Here is a 388-nt window from a genome sequence, read left to right as displayed (position 1 = left end):
GACCAGATGGTCCGGAGCTCCTCCAGCGAGATCGAGTCGATCCAATCGGCCTCGTTGTTGACGACGACGGTGAGCGCGTCCTGCGCGAGGAAGAACTCGACCGGCTCGATGCCGTTGTCGCGACAGCGCTGGAGCTCGTTCTCGGTGATCGGCCGGCTCGCGTTGTTCATGTCGCTGTCGCCGGGGATGAACACGTTGTTGAACCCGCCCCCGCTGCCGTCCCGGGTGAGGTTGAAGCTCACCTCGGAGTGCTGTTCGGCGAACTGGCGAGTGACCTCCTGAGCGACCGGATAGACGGTACTGCTCCCGGAGATCCGGATGTCTCCGGAGAGGGTCTCGCCGCCGGAGCCGTTTCCGGAGCCGCCGTTTCCGGAGGTACAGCCCGCGA

The 388-nt window shown here is 65.5% G+C and carries 1 protein-coding gene; it reads right to left on the bottom strand.

Annotation, left to right across the window (positions count from 1 at the left end; genetic code table 11):
• A partial coding sequence (locus tag EXE44_RS18465) for a substrate-binding domain-containing protein (RefSeq protein ID WP_199241286.1) occupies window positions 1-388 on the bottom strand: 388 nt, incomplete at both ends.

It is taken from the genome of Halorubrum sp. SS7, from assembly GCF_005435055.1.
Classification (GTDB): domain Archaea; phylum Halobacteriota; class Halobacteria; order Halobacteriales; family Haloferacaceae; genus Halorubrum; species Halorubrum salinarum.
The sequence above is the reverse complement of the archived record's forward strand: the minus strand, read 5'-3'. Positions and strand labels throughout refer to the sequence as shown.